This window comes from Amycolatopsis sp. NPDC005232 (assembly GCF_040607795.1).
In the GTDB taxonomy this organism is placed as follows: domain Bacteria; phylum Actinomycetota; class Actinomycetes; order Mycobacteriales; family Pseudonocardiaceae; genus Amycolatopsis.
This window is the reverse complement of the sequence record NZ_JBEXHL010000006.1, coordinates 167,287-181,620: the sequence shown is the minus strand read 5'-3', so window position 1 is coordinate 181,620 and position 14,334 is coordinate 167,287. Positions and strand designations below refer to the sequence as shown.

Here is a 14,334-nt window from a genome sequence, read left to right as displayed (position 1 = left end):
ATGATCCCCACAGCCGACGTCCGTTTCCGAACACAACGCGTGCGATCGCGATCATGCTCGCCGCTCTTGCAGTGGGCGTTGTGACTGCGTGTTCAACGCCCACCACGCCGACCGCCGCCACCCCGAGCCCACCACCCCGGCCGGCGCCCGCCGCGGCCGCGACCAGCTGGTCACCGGCACCCGTGGTGCCGCTCGCCTCGCAGCCGCCGCCGGCGCTGGTCGTGGACAGTCCCCTGCCCGACCAGCTCGCCATGGGGCTGGTGGTGATCCGCTACCGCGCGGAGAACCTGCGGATCGTGCCCGCGTACGGACCCGCCGCGCTCGACGTGTCGCCGCGGATCGGCCACATCCACGTGACCGTGGACGACGCGCCGTGGCACTGGGCCGACGCGAGCGGCGAGCCGCTGATCCTCCAGAGCCTGCCGCCGGGGCCGCACAAGGTGTGGATCGGGCTGGCGGACCCGACGCACAAGATCCTCGACAGCAAGACGGTCGCCTTCACCATCCCACCCCACGCCGGCGGCCACTAGCCGACGGCCCGCACGCCGGGCTCAGCCGACAGCCCGCACGCCGGGCTCAGGCGGCGAACTCCACGATCAGCCGCGCCAGCTCATCCGGCTGGTCCTCCGGCACGAAGGCGCCAGAATCGGCGACCGTGACCAGCCGGGCGTCGCGCAGGACAGCCGCGAGACGGTCGAAGAGCGAAGCGGGGAAGATCCGGTCGTCGGCCGCGCGGACCAGCAGCACGGGCTTGCCGAAACCGGGCAGTGCCTCGGCGGCGGCCAGCGTGTACCGGGGGTGCACGCTGAGGAGAAAGCGGCGCAGGTCCCGGCGGATCTCGCCGCTGTCGTAGGCCGGGCGCAGGTAGGAGTCCAGCACCTCGGCGGGGATCCCGCGCTTGGCCAACGCGCCGAACGCCGACGACTGCCGCTGCACGATCGGCAGCCGCAACAGCCGGCTGCCGATCCAGGCCGCACCGGGCAGGCGCATCAGCCGCGGCAGCGCGTCGAACGGTGCGGGGAAGAACTCCTCGAACGCGTCACACGGCGTGAGCACGACCCGGCCGATCCGGCCCGGGCTTTCCGTCATGAGGATCTGGGTCAGTGCCCCGCCGGTGTCGTTGGCGACCACGGTCACGTCAGTGAGATCGAGCGCGTCGAGGAACTCCCCGATCAGCCGGGCGACGCCGGGCGGTGTCAGGTCCGCGTCCGCCGCCAGGGGCACGCGGTGCGCACCGAGCGGCCAATCCGGGGCGAGACATCGAAACCCCGCGTCAGCGACGGCCGGCACGACCTTGCGCCACAGGTTCGCGTTGACGAGCAGCCCGTGTACGAACACCACCGCCGGACCCGACCCACGCTCGGAGTACGCGACCCGGCCGCCGGGCAGGGCCACGCTCTTGCCGGTGCCGAGCATGCCGGCCTCCTCGGTGCTCGACGGTGCCGACAGTCCTTTGTGGATCATGCCGGTGCCGCCATCGTCACAGAACACCGCGCGGCCTTCAACACGCCTACCCCCATTCCAGGGTGGACCTCAGGCCGGCTCGGGGATTTCGAGGTCGTCGAACCCGGGGATGAACATCACGACGTGGGTGATGAGCTCGCCCTCGAACGTCAGCACGTCCCACCCGGTGATGGGCTCGGTTCGCCCGGGCACGGGTTGGCTCCACTGGTAGAGCGCGTAGTCCTGGTTGCGCTGGATCGATCCCAGGACCGTGAACTCCAGCCCGCCGAAGAGCCGGTGCAGCTCGGTGATCCGCTCGTTCAGCGCCTCCCGGCCGCGCAGCACCCGATCCGGCTCGACCACCGTCACGTCCTCGGTGTACACGCGGCCGAGCGCCGCCCCCCGCTCTGGGGTGTCAGCGATCATCCAGGCAGCCAGGTGCCCCTCGACCAGCTGGTCGACGTCTTCCATCCGCGTTCTCCTCGTCCATGGGTCCGAGATCCAGAGAAGCACGAATTTAGGGGACGTGTCAATCAAACCGCGCGGCAGGCGTGACCGGTCGGTAAATAATCATGACGACCGGGTCTTCCCGGCCGACGTGCGCCGGATCACGGATCATCCCGATTGTCGCCTGATGGAAGGCTTTTCTCCGCGGGCGGCGTCGGTCTACGATGGACGATTCTCCTGGGGGAGGAGGGTGGGCGAGGGATGTTCCAGATTCCGGTGACCGCGGACATGCGGCGGTGGACGGTCCGGCTGTGCGAGGAAGTTGCGGTGTTCGCGTGCACACCGCTGGTCGAGGACCACACGGCGGCGCGCGCGCTGCCTCGGACCTGGGACGGGCGCGGGCTCGGCCTGCCGGAGCACGACGTCGCGGGGTTCGCCGCGGCACTGGGCGAGATCATGAAGACGCCGCTGTTCTGGCGGGCCTACCGCGGCACCGCTCGCGTCCCGGAGCAGCTGTGGGCCAAGCCGCACCGGGACGACGAGGACGGGTTCGTGTACCTGAGCGGGCCGTGCGGCGAGACGTCCGAGGTCGTCGGCTACCGCCCCGTCTACAGCTTCACCATCGCATTGGCCGACCTGCGCGGGCTGCGGATCCGGCTGGCCGCGTACCTGCGCGACAGCCTCGTCCGCGCCTGATCGTTATCCCGGTTCAGCGGGGCGGGTGGGAGGGTGAGCGACATGGACGACCAGTGGCGATCCGTGGACGACCTGGACGCCGACCCCGCGTGGTCGGTCACGCGCAGCCCGACGCACGGGCAGTGGCTCACGGCGGAGTGGGCGTCGGGACCGTGGCTGGTCGGCCTGACCCCCGTCGACTCCGGCGTGGTGGCGGCCATCCTCTGGTCCGGCGACGACGTGATCGGCCACGCGCGTGGCAGCGAAGCGGCGATGTGCGCGACCTGCCGGACCTGGATCCACGGCCTGCGCACACGGGACGCCGCACCGGCACCCGTTAGACGCGACGCCGCCGAGCTCAACGTCTGACGATCGTCAGCGTGCCACCCCCGCCGGAGGGGCCGGCCGGTCACTCCAGCCGGTAGACGCGTTCGGCGTTGCCGCCGAGCACCGCGTCGAGCACGCCCGGCTCGAGCCCGAGGCCGGCCACGGCCTTGAGGTTGACGCCGATGCCGGGCGACGCGGGCCAGTCCGTGCCGAAGATCCACCTCGCCGCGATGCGGTCGAGGTCGAACCGGTCGTAGTACTGCGGCAGCTTGCGCGGCGGCAGTCCGGCGATGTCGAGCCAGACGTTCGGCCTGGCCAGCGCCATGAAGCCGGCGACCTCGTAGCTCCAGCCGCGGCCGCCGTGCGCGAGCACGACGGTGAGGTCCGGGAAGTCCCGCAGCACGTCGTCCATCAGCACCGGGTCGCCGCGGCGGCCGCTCGCGCCGGGGAACGAGCTGGGGCCGGTGTGCGTGATCACCGGGATCCCGCGTTGCTCGCACTCGGCGTACGCGGGGTAGAGCTCCCGGTCGTTCGGCGCGAAGTTCCCGTGGACCGGGTGGATCTTCAGGGCGACCGCGCCCAGGTCCAGCTGCCGGCGCAGCTCGGTCGCGACCGGGTAGTGCAGGTGCGGGTTGACGTTGGCGACCAGACGGAACCGCGTCGGGTTGTACTCGAGGACCGGGAGCAGGTCCTCGGCCGGCTGGATGCCCGTGACCCGCGCGCTGTGCTCGGTGAACAGCAGCGCGCGATCCACCCCGCCGTCGGCGAACAGCGCGTCGATCCGCTCCGGGATGATCGCGCCGTCGGGCCCGTACACGGACTCCACCTCCGCCCGGTCGGAGGCCGGGCTGAGCCAGGTGTCCCAGCCGAGCTTCAAGGTCGGGAGCCGCGCCAGGTGCACGTGAGCGTCGACGATCATCCGCGCGATCCTGCCAGTCGAGTTCCGGTGAACGGTCAGCTGGTTCTACCACGGGAAGTGCCCGGGATCGCGACCACGTCGTCACCCCGGCCGGTCAAGGAGCACCGTCCTCGATGATCAAGCCGCGAGCTGCTGGACCAGCAGCGTCGTGCCGATCGCGATCATGGCCCCGCCGGAGAAGCGGGACACACCACGGGCCCAGCCGGGCCGCGTCGACAGCACCACCCGGGCGCCCAGCCCGACTCCGGCGTAGACGAGCCCGCAACTGAGGGTGTGCACCAGGCCGAGCACGAGGATCTGCCCGGCCACCGGCCACGTCGCCCACGGGTCGGTGAACTGCGGCAGCAACGCGAGGAAAAGCAGCAGCGCCTTGGGGTTCAGGCCGCTGATGCCTGCGCCTTTCGCGACCTGCCGCACCCACGAACCGGCCTCGCTGTCCGTCGCAGACCCGGGCGTTGCCGGGCGGAGCAGCGCCGACACTCCCAGCCAGATCAGGTACACCGCGCCCACGGCGGTGAGCACCGTCAGCACAACGGGCGAGCCCGCCACCAGCGCGGCGACACCCGCCGCGACCACGGCGGTCAAGGCCAGGTAGCCGACGAGCAGTCCGCCCACCGCGAGCGGGATCGAGCGTTTTCGCAGGCCCGCGTTGATCAGGTAGGCCCAGTCCGCGCCGGGTGTGAGCACCAGCAGGAACGACACGCCCCAGAACGCGAAGATGCCGCCGATCGCCATCGATGTTCCTTTCGCCAGATCCCCCACCTGGGGAAAGGCTATGGCGCAACGTCCGGAAGATGATTCCAAAGTTCCCCGGATCCGTCGCTCATGAGGGAGAATTTCGGCCATGGACGCCTTGGACCGGAAGATTCTTGCCGAGCTGCAGCGCGACGGCCGGCAGACCATCACCGAGCTGGCCGAGCGGCTGCAGCTCAGCCTCTCGCCCTGCCACCGCCGGGTCCGCGCCCTGGAGAAATCCGGCACCATCGCCGGGTATCGCGCGTACGTGAACGCCCAGGCACTGGGGCTCGGCTTCGACTGCCTGGTGTTCGTGACGATGCGCGAATCCGACGGCGCCACCGTGGCCGCGTTCGAAGAGGCCGTCGCCGAGGTCGAGAACGTCGTTCAGGCGCAACGGCTTTTCGGCGACCCGGACTACCTGCTGCGCGTGGTCGCCCGCGACCTGCCCGCGTTCCAGCAGCTCTACGACAAGCGGCTCGCGACACTGCCCGGCGTTCAGCGCATCAGCTCGACGCTGGTGATGAAGAACGTCGTGGAGGACCGGCCGCTGCCGCTGTGAACGGGCCACGACGGCGGACGAACGGGCACAGTGGACACCCGAGCCCCGTCGGCTCCGGTATTCTCGCACTGTGCACAGTGGACAAATCAGCAGCTTGGGTCTGCTTCTCTCGGGCGTCGCGAGTGTCGTCGCTCCGGGCAACGTCGCCGACACCCTTCGGATCACCGCCGCGGACCCGCGCGGCACCACGGAAATCCGCGCCGGGCTCGGCGGCACCTACGCGGCTCTCGGCGGCTGGGCGCTCGCCAGCAAGCAGCCGGCCGCGGACGTCGCCGTCGGCGCCACCTGGCTGGGCGCCGCCGCCGTCCGGCTCGGCTCGCTCGCCCTCGACCGGCCGAAGACCGACGCGAGTTACTGGGCGTTCCTCGGTCTGGAGGTCGGGCTCGGTTCCCTCGCGCTGCTGTCCGCCCGCTCGCGCCGGCGGGCCCGGCGCCAGAACGCGGGTCAGCCGAGCCGGGCGTAGTCGATGATCGCCTCGAAGTCGAGCCCGCGCCGGGTTCCGTAGCCCGGTTCGCGTTGAGCGGCGCCTCGCGGTAGTAACGCGGGCAGGGATGTTCCTCGATGTAGGCGTTTCCGCCGATCGACTGGGGGACCTCCTCGGTCACGCTCGACACGCGGCGGCAGTTCCAGAACTTCGCGACCGGGGTCAGCAGCCGGCTGACGAGCCGCTCGGTGCCCTACATCTGCGGGTTCGGCGCCTTCAGGACGGCCTGCTTCGGCGGCGCGTTCGAGGTGGTGTTCGGAACTTCGGCGGTGTTGCGCCTGCCCGTCACCGTACTGGCCCGGAAACTCCTGACCCTCGTTGAAGGAAATCCAGGCCTGCCTCGACGACGTCGTGCACAGAACTAACCCGTGACCCCCACCAGCCGGAGCGCGAACCGGCTGTACTGCCACACCAGTGCGTCCTCGGACTGTTCGCCGTCGGCGCGGTACCAGACCGCGACGCCCATGCCCAGGTCGAGGACCGCGTACGAGGCCAGGCGAACGGAGTCCACCTGGAACGCGCCCGCGTCCACACCGGACTGGACGACCTCGCGGAAGCAAGCCTCGTACTCGGCGCGCAGGGCGAGCACGCGGGTGAGGTGCGGCTCGGCGAGGCTGCGGATCTCGCGGGTACCGACGAAGGCTTCCAGCCGGTGCCGGGCGTGGTAGCGGACGTGGGCCTCGGTGGCGCGGCGGAGGCGTTCGACGGGGTCGGTGACACCTCCCACCGCGGCGCGGTGCGCGGTGAGCAGGTCCTCCATGGTCGTGACCATGATCGCCACCAGCAGGTCCTGCTTGGCGGCGACGTGCTTGTACAGGCTGGGACCGCGGATCCCCACGGCCGCCCCGATGTCACCCATGGTGGTGCTCTCGAACCCCTTGCGGGTGAACAGCTCGAGCGCGGCCTCACGGATGTGGCCGGACCGGTCCATGCGACCTCCCTTCGGCTAACGCAGGATAGCCCACGCGCCGCCACCAGGGTGACTGGTGCCACCGCACTGTGACACAGCACAGGAACCCGCCTATAGTCAGCGGCTAATAGTCATTAGCCGATAGGAGAGCGCCGTGGCCGTCGACCTCGCGCCCGGGCCGGAGGTCGCCGACCTCGCCGAGCGCACCGCGAAGTTCGTCCGCGACGTGGTGATCCCCGTCGAAGAAGAGCACAAGGGCGTGGTGCATTCCGAGGACGTGCGCCGGCAGCTGCAGCAGGCCGCCAAGGACGCGGGCGTCTTCGCTCCGCACGTGAGCGCCGAGTACGGCGGCCACGGTCTCGACATGCGTGGCCGCGCCGCCGTGTTCGAGGAGGCCGGCTACTCGCTGCTCGGCCCGCTCGCGCTGAACATCGCCGCGCCCGACGAGGGCAACATGCACATGCTCGAGGCGATCGCGAGCGACGAGCAGAAGGAGCGCTACCTGCGGCCGCTCGTGACCGGCGAGATCCGCTCCTGCTTCGCGATGACGGAGCCCGCCCCTGGTGCCGGGTCCGACCCGGGCGCCCTGGCGACGCTGGCAGAACGCGTCGAGGACGGCTGGCGCATCACCGGCCGCAAGTGGTTCATCACCGGGGCCGAGGGCGCCGGGTTCACGATCTGCATGGCCCGCACGTCCGGCGAACCCGGCCACACCGGCGGCGCGACGATGTTCCTCGTCGACGCGGACACCCCCGGTATGAAGGTGGTCCGGCACATCGACACGCTCGACGAGAGCCTCTTCGGCGGCCACATCGAGCTCGACTTCGACGGCTGCGTCGTGCCCGAGGACGCGGTGCTCGGCGAGGTCGACGAAGGCTTCCGCTACGCGCAGGTCCGCCTCGGTCCGGCGCGGATGACCCACTGCATGCGCTGGCTCGGCATCGCCCGACGCGCACAGGACATCGCCGTCGCGCGCGCGGCCGAGCGCGAGCTGTTCGGCTCCCGGCTCGGTGACCTGGGCATGGTGCAGCAGATGATCGCCGACAACGAGATCGACATCGCGGCCTCGCGCGGCCTCATCCTGCAAGCGTGCTGGGAGCTCGACCGCGGCGGGCACGCATCGCAGGAGACGGCGATCGCGAAGACGTTCTGCGCCGAGGCGATCTGGCGCGTGGTCGACCGCGCGGTGCAGATCTGCGGCTCGCTCGGCATCTCCGGCGACGTGCTGCTGGGCCGGTTCCTGCGGGAGGTCCGCCCGTTCCGCATCTACGACGGCCCGTCGGAAACGCACCGTTGGGCCATCGCGCGCCGCGTGCTGCGCCGCCAGTCGAAGGCCGTGCGATGACGTCCGCAGTGGACGGCCTGGACCTGAAGGCACTCGAGGCGTTCTTCGCTGCCGAGGTCCCCGGCTTCGGCGGGCAGCTCAGTGCGGAAATGCTGCAGGGCGGGCGATCCAACCTCACCTACGTGCTCACCGACGGCCGCAGCCGCTGGGTGCTGCGCCGGCCGCCGCTGGGCGGCCTGACGCCCTCGGCCCACGACATGGGCCGCGAATACCGCGTCGTGGCGGCGCTGCGCGACAGCGACGTGCCCGTCGCCCGCGCGGTGGTGCTGGGCGGCGAAGACGTGCTCGGCGTGCCGTTCTCGGTGGTGGAGCACGTCGACGGCGTCGTCATCCGGACCACGGAACAGCTGAACAAGCTGGCCGACGACGACATCCGGCGCTGCGCGGAAGGCCTCGTCGACGTGCTGGCCCGCCTGCACGCCGTCGACCCCCACGCCGTGGGGCTCGGCGACTTCGGCCGGCCCGAGGGCTACCTGGGCCGGCAGGTCCGCCGCTGGCACGACCAGTGGTCACGGGTCCGGACCCGCCCGTTGCCCGACATCGAGGCGCTGCACGCGCGCCTGGAAGAGACCTGCCCGGCCGAGAGCGGCGCGTCGATCGTGCACGGCGACTACCGCATCGACAACATCATCCTCGCCCCGGACGACCCGGCGACGGCCCGCGCGGTCGTGGACTGGGAGATGGCGACGCTGGGCGATCCGCTCGCGGACCTCGGCCTGCACCTGGTGTACTCGGACCCCGCGTTCGCGCCCGTGCTCGCCGGTGCCGCCGCGTCGACGAGCGATCGGTTGCCCGCAGTCGGTGACCTCGCGCAGCGCTACGCCGAGATCAGCGGCCGCGACCTGGGCCGGCTCGACTTCTACCTCGCGCTGGGCTACTTCAAGATCGCCGTGATCGCCGAAGGCATCCACGCGCGCTACCAGCAGGGGCTCACGCGCGGCTCGGGCTTCGAGTCCGTCGGCGGCGCGGTCGCCCCGCTGGCCGCCGCCGGGTTGCGCGCCGCCGCGCGGATCGGGCGGGTGTGACCGTGACCGGAGTGCTCGACCTGTTCCTCCTCGACGGCAAGGTCGCCCTCGTCACCGGCGCCAGCTCGGGGCTGGGCGCGGGGTTCGCCCGCGCGCTTGCCGAAGCCGGCGCCGACGTCGTCCTCGCCGCCCGCCGCACCGACCGCCTGGCCGAGGTCGCCGAAAGCGTCCGCGACCTGGGCCGCCGGGCTGCCGTGGTGGCCGCCGACGTCGCCGACCCCGCTGCCTGCGACGCCCTGGTGCAGGCCGCGCTCGCCGAGTTCGGGCACATCGACGTGCTCGTGAACAACGCCGGCGTCGGCACCGCCGTCCCGGCTCTGCGCGAGACACCCGAGGAGTTCCGCCGGGTCGTCGACGTGAACCTCAACGGCGTCTACTGGGCCGCACAGGCATGCGGGCGCGTGATGGCGGCCGGGTCGAGCATCGTGAACATCAGCAGCGTGCTCGCGCTCATCAAGTCCTACGCGCCGCAGGCGGCCTACTCGGCGAGCAAGGCCGGCGTCCTCGGGCTGACCCGCGACCTCGCGCAGCAGTGGTCGGGCCGCCGCGGCATCCGCGTCAACGCCATCGCGCCGGGATACTTCGCCAGCGAGATGACCGAGGACATCCCCGAAGACGTGCTCCTGCCGTTCGTGAAGCAGCACAGCCCGCTCGGTCGACTGGGCAAGCAGCACGAGCTGGACGCCGCCGTGGTGTTCCTGGCCAGCGACGCGTCCTCGTACATCACCGGCACGACCCTCGCGGTGGACGGGGGCATGTCCGGCCACTGAGCTCAGTTGGCGGCCCGCCGCCCGGCGAGAACGTCACGGGTGGCGGCGACGAAGGCGTGGCAGGCGGGATCGGTTTCGTCGGCGTGCCAGGCCAGGGCGAGGCGGCTGGGCGGCAGCCCGGTCAGGGGCACGTAGGTGACGCCCGCTCGCGGGAAGTAGGTCTCGGCCACCGCCGCGGTCAGCGTGATCGCGCGACCGGCGGCGACCGCTTGCAGCTCTTCGTCGACGTCGCCGACCTCGACCAGCCGTGGTTTGAGCGCGGCCGGCCGGACGCCTCCACCGGACCAGAACTCGGCCCACACCGGGTCGGCCGTGCGCCGGACCGCGACGGGGTCGCCGAGCAACTCGGTCACGTCCACGCTGTCGCGCCCGGCGAGCCGGTGCCGCGACGGCAGCCCGGCGACGCGGAGTTCAGTGCCCAGGACCAGCAGGCGCAGCCCGTGGGAACGGAAGGGCGGGCGTACGAACGCGAGCGACGTCGTGCGGTCGCGCAGCCCGGCCGAGGGGTCCTCCCAGCCGTGGCGCTTGAGCTCGACCTCGACGCCGGGGCTGTGCTCCCGGAAGCGGTCGATGATCTCGGCGGTCAGCTCGCCGGCCGCGACGCCGTAGAAGCCGACCGGCAGCACCCGCCCGTACGCCGACTCCCGGGCCTCGCGTTCCGCTTCGCCCAGGAGCCCCAGGATCTCGCGGGCGTGCTCGACGAACCGCGCCCCGGCGTCCGTGCACGCGACCGAGCGGGTGGTCCGGCGGAACAACGCGACGCCGAGGTGCCGCTCGATGGCCTTGACCCGCGCGGACAACGCCGGTTGCGACACGTGCAGGTGCTCCGCGGCGCGGGAGAAGTTGAGCATGTCCGCCACCGCGACCACGTAGCGCAGGTGCCGGGCTTCAAGATCCATAACTCGAAAGTACTCAATCCGCCGCGGCCGGTCTTTCCCCTCAGGGCGTTCGGGGACTTAGCCTCGAAGGTGTTCGCGAGGGGAGGACGGACCCGAACGGTCGGCCCTCGCCGGAGGAGGAGGCCCGATGTCGGTGTCGGACGAGGTGGAGACCACCACCGTGCCGTTGCGCGCGTGGCCGGTCGCGACCGTGTTCGCGCGCCTGGCGCTGGCCGCCGGTTTTCTCTCCGCGGTGGCCGACCGCTTCGGTCTCTGGGGCGCGCTGCACACCGGCAACGTGGCGTGGGGTGGCTTCGCTGCCTTCACGGCGTACACGCACCAGCTCGTGCCCTACCTGCCCAACAGCCTGGCCGGTGTCGCCGCATGGGCGGCGACCGTCGCGGAGCTCACTTTGGGCCTCACGCTGCTCGCCGGGGTCGCCGTGCGGTGGTCGGCCTGGGCGGCGACGGCCCTGCAGCTCGTGTTCGCGTTGTCCATGATGGTGTTCCTCGGCTGGGAAGCGCCGCTGAGCGCCTCGGTTTTCAGCGCTTGCGCCGCGGCTCTGCTCCTGGCTCTCGCGCCCGTCCGCACGTTCGCGTTCAGCCTCGACCGGCTCTTCGCGACCACATCCGAAAAGAGGTAACCCGTGACTCTCCTCGACGACGACATGCGCCGGGTGGTAGCCGACGCGAAGCTGTCCTTTGTGGCCACCGTCCGCCCCGACGGCGCGCCGAACCTCTCGCCCAAGGGTTCCGTGAGCGTGTACGACGACGAGCACCTGGCGTTCATGGACATGGCCTCGCCGGGCACCATCGAGAACCTGCGGCACGATCCGCGGGTCGAGGTGAACTCGATCGACTTCTTCCGCCGCCGCGGCTACCGCTTCCGGGGCACCGCCGAGATCCTCCCGCCGGGCGACCCCGTGCACAAGTGGCTCGCCGACTGGCTGCTGGCGGCCAACGGCCCGGGTTACCCGTTCCACCACGCGGTGCTCATCCACGTCGACGAGGTCCACCAGGTCCTCTCCCCCGCCTACACCTTCGGCGGTGCGACCGAGGAGGCGCTGGTCCCGGAGTGGAAAGCCCGCTACAACGCCGCGTACCCCGAGTGATGCGGGCAGCCGGGATCGACCGCTTCGGCGGCGACGTCCGCCCCCTCGACTTCGACGCGCCCGCGAGCCCGGGGCCGGACGAGGTCGTGGTCGCCGTGCGCGCCGCCGGCGTCGGGAACTGGGACGACATCGCCCGGACCGGCGGCTGGGACCTCGGGTCACAGCCGCCGATGGCCCTCGGCGTGGAAGCCGCCGGCTTCGTGGCCGAGGTGGGTGGCACGGTCCGGGACTTCGCCGTGGGAGACCGCGTCGCCGTCCACTCGGCGCCGCTGCGGGCGCAGGGTGCGTGGGCCGAGCGGTTCCTGGCGGGGGCCGCGGAGGTCGCCGCGCTGCCCGACGAGGTGGATTTCGCCACGGCCGCCGCGTTCGCCGTCCCTTCCCTCACCGCCGACCAGGCGCTGCGCGACGCCGTCGAGCTCGAGGACGGCCAGACTCTGCTCGTGCACGGCGCCGGCGGCGTGACCGGCCGCCTGCTCGTCGCGCTGGGCGCGCACTACGGCGCCCTCGTGATCGCCACCGGCAGCCCGTCGGGCGCCGAAGCCCTGACCGCCGCGGGGGCCGCTCAGGTGCTGTCCTATTCGGACTCTTCGTGGCCGGAGACCGCCCGCGAGCTCGGCATCGACTGCGCGGTCAACGCCGTCCCCGGCCAAGCCGCTCTCGCCCTCACCACGGTCCGCGACGGCGGCCACCTCGCCACCATCACCTCCGACCCGCCCGCCCCGGCACGCGGCATTCGCCCCACCGAGGTCTACGTCGCCCCCGACGGCCCGCGGCTGGCCGCCCTGCTGCGCCTGCTCGCCGCGGGCACCCTGCCCCTGGACGTCGGGGCGCGCTTTTCCCTGCCCGACGCGGCGGAAGCGCTGGCCCAGGTCCGCCGCGGTACGCACGGAAGCGCTGTCGTCCTGACCTTCGGTTGAGGTTGTCCAGGCGGACAGGTGCGGGGTTACGGGTCGTAACAGCTACGCCGGCAGGGCGCCGTCCAGGAGGGCCTCGGCGGCGGAGCGCGCGAAGTCGAACGCTTCGGTGCTGTTGAGCGAAGTGGACAGTGCCATGGCGCCTTCGAACAGGACCGCGAGCTGGCGGCCCAGCAGATCCGGGTCCGGGGCGCCGGCCTGGCGGGCGGTGTCGATGATCTGACGCAGGATCCGGTGCTTGTGCTCGATGACCAGCGGCAGCCCGGGGTGGTCGGGTTCGGCCAGCTCCACGGCGGCATCGTGGAAGGGGCAGCCGCGATAGCGGGCGACGAGGCCGGGGCGGTCGAAGAGCCCGACCAGCCGTTCGTGGGGGCTCAGGGCGGTGTCGAAGAGCTTGTACTCGTTGTTGCCGTCGCCGGTGTCGCGCTCGGTGGTGGCGGTGATGCCGTCGAGGTAGGCGGCCACGAGCAGGTCCTTGCCCGGGAACAGCTGGTAGAGCGTCCGCTTGGACACGCCGGCGCGGTCGGCCACCTCGGCGATGCCGGTGGTGTTGATGCCCTGGCGGTAGAACAGGTCGGTCGCCGCCGCCAGGATCCGCGATCGCGGGCTGATCGCCTCCTGTGTCATGTCACCACCCTCTCAGGGTACCGATCAGTACCTCAGGCTCAGCATATTCCTCGTTCTCGCCGGTTTTGATGTTCTGGTGGCGTGATTCTAGCCATAGGTTCAACGGGTACCGATCGGTTTTCTCTCCGGCTAGCTTGTTGATTGAAAGTCAGCACTCGACCGCAGAAGGAAGACCTCCATGACCACGCACACCACCGCCCCGACCCAGCACGTCACCGTCAACGGCGACCGCATCGCGTACCGCCGCTTCGGCACCGCCACCGGCACACCGGTCCTTTTGCTGCAGCACTTCCGCGGCGGTCTCGACAACTGGGACCCGCTGCTGACCGACGGCCTGGCCGCCGACCGCCCCGTGATCCTGCTGGACAGCGTCGGCGTCTCCGGCTCGGCCGGCGAAGTCCCGGTGACCTTCGAGGCCATGGCCGACTTCGCCGCGGACTTCGTGCGCGTCCTCGGCCTGGCGCTGGTCGACGTGGTCGGCTTCTCCATCGGCGGCGCCGTGGCCCAGGCCTTGACGTTCCGGCACCCCGAACTCGTGCGCCGCCTGGTGCTGCTCGGCACCATCCCGCCGGCCGGCGACATGAGCGAGGCCGAAGCGAAGGTGCTCGACGTCGTCATGCACCCCGACCTGACTCTGGACGACTACCTCTACCTGTTCTTCGGCCGCAGCGCCGCCGCCAAGCAGGCCGGCCGCGAGTTCTGGCAGCGCCGCCACCAGCGCACCACCGACTACGACCCGGAGGCCACCCCCGCCGTCGGCGAGCGCCAGCAGCAGGCCGTGGTGAGCTGGGCCCAGTGGTCCGAAGCCGACCGCGACGCCGCCCTGCAGGCCATCACGCAGCCCACCCTGGTCGCCAACGGCGACCACGACATCATGCTGCCGACGGTCAACTCGCACCTCCTGGCGAAGCACATCCCCAACTCGCAGCTGATCATCTACCCGGACTCGGGCCACGCGTCGCAGTTCCAGTACCCGAAGGCGTTCCTGGCTCACCTGCGCCAGTTCCTCGACGCGGAGGTCGTGTTCAGCTGAGCCGCGGTCCGGACCGGACCGTCACCGTCCGGTCCGGACCCCTGGCGCCCCACGGCGGTCGCGCTCGTCTCGGCTGTGACGGCGAGCACCGGAATACCGTGAACGGGCGGCCGCCCAGCCCCTACACTG

General features: G+C 71.5%; 19 protein-coding genes and 1 pseudogene. 12 read left to right on the top strand and 8 right to left on the bottom strand.

Annotated features, from left to right (window positions below; genetic code table 11):
• The first annotated feature begins 80 nt into the window (after positions 1–80).
• Entirely contained in the window at positions 81–530 is a 450-nt protein-coding gene (locus ABZU76_RS14220; RefSeq protein WP_354868881.1) for a DUF6130 family protein, read from the top strand.
• Between the two features lie 46 nt (positions 531–576).
• On the opposite strand, the gene ABZU76_RS14215 is transcribed toward ABZU76_RS14220, so the two are convergent.
• Both ABZU76_RS14215 and ABZU76_RS14210 read right to left on the bottom strand, forming a co-directional pair.
• Complete coding sequence (locus ABZU76_RS14215; RefSeq protein ID WP_354869298.1) at positions 577–1,416, bottom strand: alpha/beta hydrolase; 840 nt, start codon at positions 1,414–1,416, stop codon at positions 577–579.
• Between the two features lie 117 nt (positions 1,417–1,533).
• On the bottom strand, positions 1,534–1,914 hold the full coding sequence (locus ABZU76_RS14210) for a nuclear transport factor 2 family protein (RefSeq protein WP_354868879.1): 381 nt from the start codon (positions 1,912–1,914) through the stop codon (positions 1,534–1,536).
• Between the two features lie 237 nt (positions 1,915–2,151).
• Between ABZU76_RS14210 and ABZU76_RS14205 the strand changes: the two genes are divergently transcribed.
• Positions 2,152–2,586, top strand: coding sequence for a hypothetical protein (locus tag ABZU76_RS14205; protein WP_354868876.1), 435 nt, complete (start codon positions 2,152–2,154; stop codon positions 2,584–2,586).
• A 42-nt stretch (positions 2,587–2,628) separates the two neighbouring features.
• Positions 2,629–2,934 carry a hypothetical protein gene (locus ABZU76_RS14200; RefSeq protein ID WP_354868873.1) on the top strand — a complete coding sequence of 102 codons (306 nt, stop codon included), beginning with the start codon at positions 2,629–2,631 and terminating at the stop codon, positions 2,932–2,934.
• A gap of 40 nt (positions 2,935–2,974) precedes the next feature.
• On the opposite strand, the gene ABZU76_RS14195 is transcribed toward ABZU76_RS14200, so the two are convergent.
• Together ABZU76_RS14195 and ABZU76_RS14190 are read right to left on the bottom strand one after the other, a co-directional pair.
• Positions 2,975–3,811 (bottom strand): amidohydrolase family protein, encoded by an 837-nt coding sequence (locus ABZU76_RS14195; protein WP_354868871.1) that lies wholly within the window; start codon positions 3,809–3,811, stop codon positions 2,975–2,977.
• Positions 3,812–3,928: 117 nt separating this feature from the next.
• Positions 3,929–4,546, bottom strand: a complete 618-nt coding sequence (locus ABZU76_RS14190; RefSeq protein WP_354868868.1) for a LysE family transporter — start codon at positions 4,544–4,546, stop codon at positions 3,929–3,931.
• Between the two features lie 109 nt (positions 4,547–4,655).
• On the opposite strand from ABZU76_RS14190, the gene ABZU76_RS14185 reads away from it, so the two are divergent.
• Together ABZU76_RS14185 and ABZU76_RS14180 are read left to right on the top strand one after the other, a co-directional pair.
• Entirely contained in the window at positions 4,656–5,108 is a 453-nt protein-coding gene (locus tag ABZU76_RS14185) for an Lrp/AsnC family transcriptional regulator (RefSeq protein ID WP_354868865.1), read from the top strand.
• Between the two features lie 70 nt (positions 5,109–5,178).
• Positions 5,179–5,571 (top strand): DUF4345 family protein, encoded by a 393-nt coding sequence (locus tag ABZU76_RS14180; RefSeq protein ID WP_255638244.1) that lies wholly within the window; start codon positions 5,179–5,181, stop codon positions 5,569–5,571.
• A 64-nt stretch (positions 5,572–5,635) separates the two neighbouring features.
• On the opposite strand, the pseudogene ABZU76_RS14175 reads toward ABZU76_RS14180, so the two are convergent.
• Positions 5,636–5,758: pseudogene (locus ABZU76_RS14175) on the bottom strand (acyl-CoA dehydrogenase family protein); the annotation flags it as partial.
• A gap of 195 nt (positions 5,759–5,953) precedes the next feature.
• Positions 5,954–6,523, bottom strand: coding sequence for a TetR/AcrR family transcriptional regulator (locus ABZU76_RS14170; protein ID WP_354868862.1), 570 nt, complete (start codon positions 6,521–6,523; stop codon positions 5,954–5,956).
• Between the two features lie 133 nt (positions 6,524–6,656).
• Here ABZU76_RS14170 and ABZU76_RS14165 point away from each other — a divergent pair, with 133 nt between their 5' ends.
• The 3 genes from ABZU76_RS14165 to ABZU76_RS14155 are packed head-to-tail and all read left to right on the top strand — an operon-like array spanning position 6,657 to position 9,642.
• Positions 6,657–7,847, top strand: coding sequence for an acyl-CoA dehydrogenase family protein (locus tag ABZU76_RS14165; protein ID WP_354868859.1), 1,191 nt, complete (start codon positions 6,657–6,659; stop codon positions 7,845–7,847).
• Entirely contained in the window at positions 7,844–8,872 is a 1,029-nt protein-coding gene (locus ABZU76_RS14160; RefSeq protein WP_354868856.1) for a phosphotransferase family protein, read from the top strand. Before ABZU76_RS14165 ends, ABZU76_RS14160 begins: the two co-directional genes overlap by 4 nt.
• A gap of 2 nt (positions 8,873–8,874) precedes the next feature.
• Positions 8,875–9,642, top strand: coding sequence for a glucose 1-dehydrogenase (locus ABZU76_RS14155; protein WP_354868853.1), 768 nt, complete (start codon positions 8,875–8,877; stop codon positions 9,640–9,642).
• A gap of 2 nt (positions 9,643–9,644) precedes the next feature.
• Here ABZU76_RS14155 and ABZU76_RS14150 read toward each other — a convergent pair whose 3' ends face one another.
• Positions 9,645–10,541: a LysR substrate-binding domain-containing protein gene (locus tag ABZU76_RS14150; protein WP_354868850.1), complete on the bottom strand. Its 897-nt coding sequence runs from the start codon at positions 10,539–10,541 to the stop codon at positions 9,645–9,647.
• Between the two features lie 127 nt (positions 10,542–10,668).
• Between ABZU76_RS14150 and ABZU76_RS14145 the strand changes: the two genes are divergently transcribed.
• Genes ABZU76_RS14145 through ABZU76_RS14135 form a run of 3 tightly spaced genes read left to right on the top strand, consistent with a single transcriptional unit; the run spans position 10,669 to position 12,548 of the window.
• Positions 10,669–11,163 carry a hypothetical protein gene (locus ABZU76_RS14145; protein ID WP_354868848.1) on the top strand — a complete coding sequence of 165 codons (495 nt, stop codon included), beginning with the start codon at positions 10,669–10,671 and terminating at the stop codon, positions 11,161–11,163.
• A 3-nt stretch (positions 11,164–11,166) separates the two neighbouring features.
• Positions 11,167–11,631, top strand: coding sequence for a pyridoxamine 5'-phosphate oxidase family protein (locus ABZU76_RS14140; protein WP_220242578.1), 465 nt, complete (start codon positions 11,167–11,169; stop codon positions 11,629–11,631).
• On the top strand, positions 11,631–12,548 hold the full coding sequence (locus ABZU76_RS14135; RefSeq protein WP_354868844.1) for an alcohol dehydrogenase catalytic domain-containing protein: 918 nt from the start codon (positions 11,631–11,633) through the stop codon (positions 12,546–12,548). Before ABZU76_RS14140 ends, ABZU76_RS14135 begins: the two co-directional genes overlap by 1 nt.
• Positions 12,549–12,590: 42 nt before the next feature.
• Here ABZU76_RS14135 and ABZU76_RS14130 read toward each other — a convergent pair whose 3' ends face one another.
• Positions 12,591–13,172, bottom strand: coding sequence for a TetR/AcrR family transcriptional regulator (locus ABZU76_RS14130; RefSeq protein WP_354868841.1), 582 nt, complete (start codon positions 13,170–13,172; stop codon positions 12,591–12,593).
• 178 nt (positions 13,173–13,350) lie between these two features.
• Here ABZU76_RS14130 and ABZU76_RS14125 point away from each other — a divergent pair, with 178 nt between their 5' ends.
• Positions 13,351–14,205 (top strand): alpha/beta hydrolase, encoded by an 855-nt coding sequence (locus ABZU76_RS14125; RefSeq protein ID WP_354868838.1) that lies wholly within the window; start codon positions 13,351–13,353, stop codon positions 14,203–14,205.
• The last annotated feature ends 129 nt before the right edge of the window (positions 14,206–14,334 follow it).